We start from the raw sequence: 5,020 nt of genomic DNA, 5'->3' as shown, positions 1-5,020 counted from the left end.
ATGGCACCACCACTGCCACCGCCCATGGAGCCAAAGAAAGGTGGGCGAAATACTTTGATGTACGCAATATCTGTAATGGGTAGGCTTTGAATCATATCGGGCTGAGCCGGACTTTCATCTAAATATAAATCGGGTGTGCTGCCCCGCCAGGTTAAAGTGGGCGTTCCGCCGCCATAATTAATTTGTAAGCCTGCTACCTGCCCCTGCAGGTAAGTAAATACATCTAATGCGCCATTGGCCCGAGGGTCGTCCATAACATCAAACCCATAACTATCGCCGCCGGAGAAGAGGCCTGTTGCATATTTTTCATCCAGTACCTGTAAGGCACTTTTTACCTTAGCACGTACAGTTACTTCCTGCAGCGTTGCAGAGGCCATTAATTTGCGCAGCCTTTCCTGTTCTTCCATAAAATATTGCATACGGCGCAGTGCCATACTATCTGTCCAGTTGGTTAAACTGCTGCTGATGTTTACATAACGGGGTTGCAGGTTAAATAACCCGTTTGAAAAACTAACTACTGCACCGCTATTGCCACTGCGTTTGCCATTGAGCATGTAAAACAGTTTAACGGTATCGTAAAAGAAAACACCATCCTGTTCAAATGAACCATCTTTATGCACGGGTAATAATAAAAACTGTTTACTGCTGTCTTTCCCTTGTACAATCACATTTAAAAAAGAAGATTCGCCACCGGTATAATTACTGCCATACACTTTACCTTCTATTTTTAAATAGTTGGTTTCCGGGGGAAATTTAATATTGGGTACTTTTTGTGCTGCCAAATCGCTCCAGTTGTAACGGCGCCATCCATTGGTCATCATCACCAAATCTAAATGATGGGTAACACTGTCAGCATCGCTGGAAAAGTAATAAGCCGGATTGTGTACTTTGCCTTTAATATCATCACTCAATAAAAAATCCGAGTAAATAGAATGTTTATCATCTACCGGCACATCGGCATCGGTAACGGCAATAGACATATTGGCAAAAGCAGTATCAGATACAAAAAACTCAATGGTGTTTTTTCCGCGTTTATCTAAATTTACCAATGGCGTGCTGATGCGGGGGTTGAAGATATAGTTTTCATTATTCACAAAAACAATTCTTTCTGCCACAGGCTGCCAGTTGGCATTAAACAATGTAATTTGCAAAATGCCGGTGGGTAATTCTGTCGTAGGCAAATCGGCCACTACACTGGTTTTAGCCGAAAAATTAATTCTTGATTTGTACACTAATTGCTGATTCATTTGCGCCATGAGATACATGGTTTTGTACAAAGGATCATCCTTGGCGGTGCGCTCTACAAATACAATGGCTTTATCGCTGGCGGGTTGTACAGAAAGGGTGGCACCGTTGGGTAATGCGGCAGGTAATGCGGTTGTGCCGGTTTGGCCATTTTCATCTAACCAGTTAATTTGATAGGTTTCGCCGGCTTTGGGTTCAACTGAAAAGCTGCCCATGCCATCATGTTCCGTTAAAAACGAATCTACCAATGCCTGATGGTTGTTTTTAATGGCCCCTTTAATATATACAGGATTGCCAAACTGATCGGTAGCTTTAAAGGCAACGCGGCTATTCAGCCCTTCTACCAGATTACCTCCTTCGGGGAACAGGTATACCTGTGTTTTCGGCAAGATAATATTGGCTTTAACCTGTGGTTGTATTACGGGAATGGAACGCTGATACAAAAAAACGGTATCAAAATTCAGCATCCAACGAGTGTAAGCCCTTAATTGCAGGGTTTTTCCGCTGTAATTGGTCGGCACTTCAAACGAGCCCGAAGCGGTGGCCTGAAAAAGCGGTGCTACAGAATGCATGAGTAAGGTGCCCGATGCATCATACCAGTCTACATAAAAGTTTTTGCTGATAAACGAAAGGTCAATGCCTGTCATTAAATAGGCTTTATACCAAATGGTTTCGCCTTTATTGTATGCTCCCTTATCGAACTGAATATGTATTTTTTCCTGAGGATACCTGTTGGCATACACATCCATCATAGAGTCTAATACCTGTGCTTTTGTAGAAGATGAAAAGCTAAGCAGTGTGCAAAAGCCTAAAACAGCAAGCATTTTGTTCATGTAATACAATTTATTTTGACGAGATGTAATTGCTTTCTATTCAAAAAAGGCATAAGAAAATGCCTCATGGTTTTTAAACAAGCAATATAGCAAATAAACACTATTTTGATGTGTGCTAAAAAACAAACCTACTTATAAAAATAAGCAGGTTGGGTTATAATTTTATTAAAGCGGGAAGAATAGGCCAGCTTAAAGTATGCTGTAACTCATGGAGCCATCTTTTTCATCTTTAATTTGAATGCCCAGGGCCAATAATTCATTCCGGATGGTATCGCTGGTTACAAAATCTTTTTTTGCTTTGGCCTGTTTGCGTAGTTGCAACAATAAATCCATTACCTGATTTAGTTTGCCATTGTAAGCGGGTATTGGATTTTGTAATCCGAAAATATCTTCTAAAAATAGTTTCATTTGTTGTTGTAAGCGCAGTAGGGTGGCCGATGTTAAACAATTGGCTGGTAATTGTTTGTTTTTTAGGGCATTGATAACAGGTGCCAGCTCAAACATATTGGCCAATACTTTGGCAGTGCTTAGGTCATCGTCCATAAACACAGAAAATTCATCTATTTGTTCCTGCACTTTTTTGTCTAACTCAACATCTCCGGCTACATCATTATCGGGTAAGGATAATGCCAATAAATTAGAATAGGCTTCCCACAAACGTTTTAATGCTTTTTCTGATGCCTGCAGGGCTTCATTGCTAAAATCGAGGGTAGAGCGGTAATGTGATTGCAGGATAAAGAAACGGATGGTCATGGGATGGTATGCCTGTTCTAAAATGGGATGATTGCCACTAAACAACTCGGTCAATTTAATCACGTTGTTATAGCTTTTACCCATTTTTTTACCATTAATGGTAATCATGTTATTGTGCACCCAATAACGGGCAGGAGGTTGATGGTTGCAAACCGAGCTTTGGGCAATTTCGCATTCATGGTGCGGGAACTCCAAATCCATCCCTCCGCCATGTATATCAAATTGTTTACCCAAATATTTGGTACTCATGGCCGAACATTCAATATGCCAACCGGGAAAGCCCTCGCCCCAGGGGCTGGTCCAGCGCATAATGTGTTCGGGCGGGGCCTTTTTCCACAACGCAAAATCGTTTTTGTTTCTTTTTTCGTCCTGATTTTCTAATTGGCGGGTAGTTTCTAACTGTTCTTCAATATTTCTGCCACTGAGTATGCCATAGGGTTGGCCAATTTTAGAAAAATCGGTATTGTACTTTGCCACATCAAAATAAACCGAACCATTTACAACATAAGCATAGCCATCGGCAATAATTTGTTGAATCATATTAATTTGCTCTACAATATGACCGGTAGCAGTGGGTTCTATACTGGGTGGCAGGGTATTGAATTGTTGCATGGCCCAATGAAACAGGTTGGTGTATTTCTGCACCAGCTCCATGGGTTCTAATTTTTCCAACATAGCTTTACTGCTAATTTTATCTTCTGCGGCGCGGCCTTCTTCTTCAAAATGACCGGCATCGGTAATATTGCGTACATACCGTACTTTATAACCTAAGTGTAAAAAATAGCGATACAGAATATCGAAACTAATATAAGGGCGTGCATGGCCCAAATGGCTTTCGCCGCTAACAGTTGGTCCACAAACATATAAGCCCACGAGTCCCGGCGTAATGGGGGTAAACACTTCTTTTTTGCGGGTAAGGGTATTGTACAATTGTAAAGGCATAGAAATATTTAAATAGCGGTCATTATTCAATTACAGGCTGCAAAAGTAGCCAATCGTTGCAGTAGCAGCAAACGGAATATAAAGCGGGAAAGGGGTTTTATTTTTTCAGTGCCACATCACTTACCAGCATAATATGATCGCTTAGGTCTTCATCAACCATATCAAATTGCCGGATGGCAAAATGAGGGTCGGTTAAAATATAGTCAATACGCAGTGTTGGTGCAAGGCTAATAAAACTGCGGCCAATGCCAAAACCTTTTGCCAAAAAAGCATCCTGCATGTTTTCACGAATATGGAAATAAGTAAAGCTGTTGGGCACATCATTAAAATCGCCACAAATTAAATAAGGATAAGGGCTTTCGTTCAATTTGTTTTTTACAATGATGGCCTGTGCGGTTCTTCTTCTAAAAGCCAGTAGCATTTTTTGAATAATGCCTTTGGAGGCAGCCAGTGCTTCTTCATTTTGTTGTTTAATTTTCTCCATGCCATCATAATCATCCTGGTTAAATTTATAAGATTGCAAATGGGTGGTGAAAACCCGTATGGTATCGTAGCCTTTTACAATATCGGCATAAATAAGGCTTTCGGCTGTTTTAAAGGGGATGCGTTCGGAACGGATAATGGGGTATTTGGAAAAGATGATACAGCCTGAATGATAGTGATTGTTGCGGCGATAGTCTTTCGAGAAGCAATGATAGGGAAAACTATCAGCGAACAAGCCAATATTATTAGCTGTTGGATTGGCATTGTCGGCATGGTTAAACTCCTGCATGCAAACCACATCGGCATTGAGTTTTTGAATAGTGAGGGCCAGATCGGTACGCACCTGTTGTTTAGCAGCCTTGCTTTTACTGAGGCCATTAAAGCTTTGCACATTCCAGCTAATGATGCGCAAACTGCCGGCAGGTTTTGTTTTTGAAAATCCTTCTTTTATGTTACCGGCAAACATTACCTGTATTTGCTGATAGCTGAGTAATAGTGCCAGCAGCGGCATCCACACATATTTCGGCTTTACGATAATCCAGAAAATAGCAGCAAAAATGAGGATTAAAGCCAGGTAGGGCATGGTAATGGCAATAAAGCTGATGGGGGTAAAATATACGGGGTTTACCCACGGACTTAAACAGCCCAGTAAGTAAATAAAAATGACCAGCAGGTTAATACCAATTACTATACGTTTTATAAAAGGCCTGATGAATGCCAATGCCATTGCATAAAAATAACAATTGTTGGTGGAAGGGCAAAAG

The 5,020-nt window shown here is 41.1% G+C and carries 3 protein-coding genes; all 3 read right to left on the bottom strand.

All coding sequences use genetic code 11. From position 1 onward, the window contains the following. Nucleotides 1–2,078: hypothetical protein (locus EO766_RS17710; protein ID WP_287101715.1), on the bottom strand; the 2,078-nt coding region annotated here is incomplete at its 3' end. Nucleotides 2,079–2,267: 189 nt separating this feature from the next. Beyond that, complete coding sequence (gene cysS / locus EO766_RS17705) at nt 2,268–3,773, bottom strand: cysteine--tRNA ligase (RefSeq protein ID WP_074419478.1); 1,506 nt, start codon at nt 3,771–3,773, stop codon at nt 2,268–2,270. Nucleotides 3,774–3,870: 97 nt separating this feature from the next. Beyond that, nucleotides 3,871–5,020: endonuclease/exonuclease/phosphatase family protein (locus EO766_RS17700; protein WP_287101713.1), on the bottom strand; the 1,150-nt coding region annotated here is incomplete at its 5' end.

Source organism: Hydrotalea sp. AMD, assembly GCF_004100315.1.
Taxonomy (GTDB): domain Bacteria; phylum Bacteroidota; class Bacteroidia; order Chitinophagales; family Chitinophagaceae; genus Hydrotalea; species Hydrotalea flava.
The sequence above is the reverse complement of the archived record's forward strand: the minus strand, read 5'-3'. Positions and strand labels throughout refer to the sequence as shown.

Bases quoted from the DNA above. Each gene is read 5' to 3' on its own strand.
- cysS (WP_074419478.1), bottom strand. From the start codon at position 3,773: ATGCCTTTACAATTGTACAATACCCTTACCCGCAAAAAAGAAGTGTTT.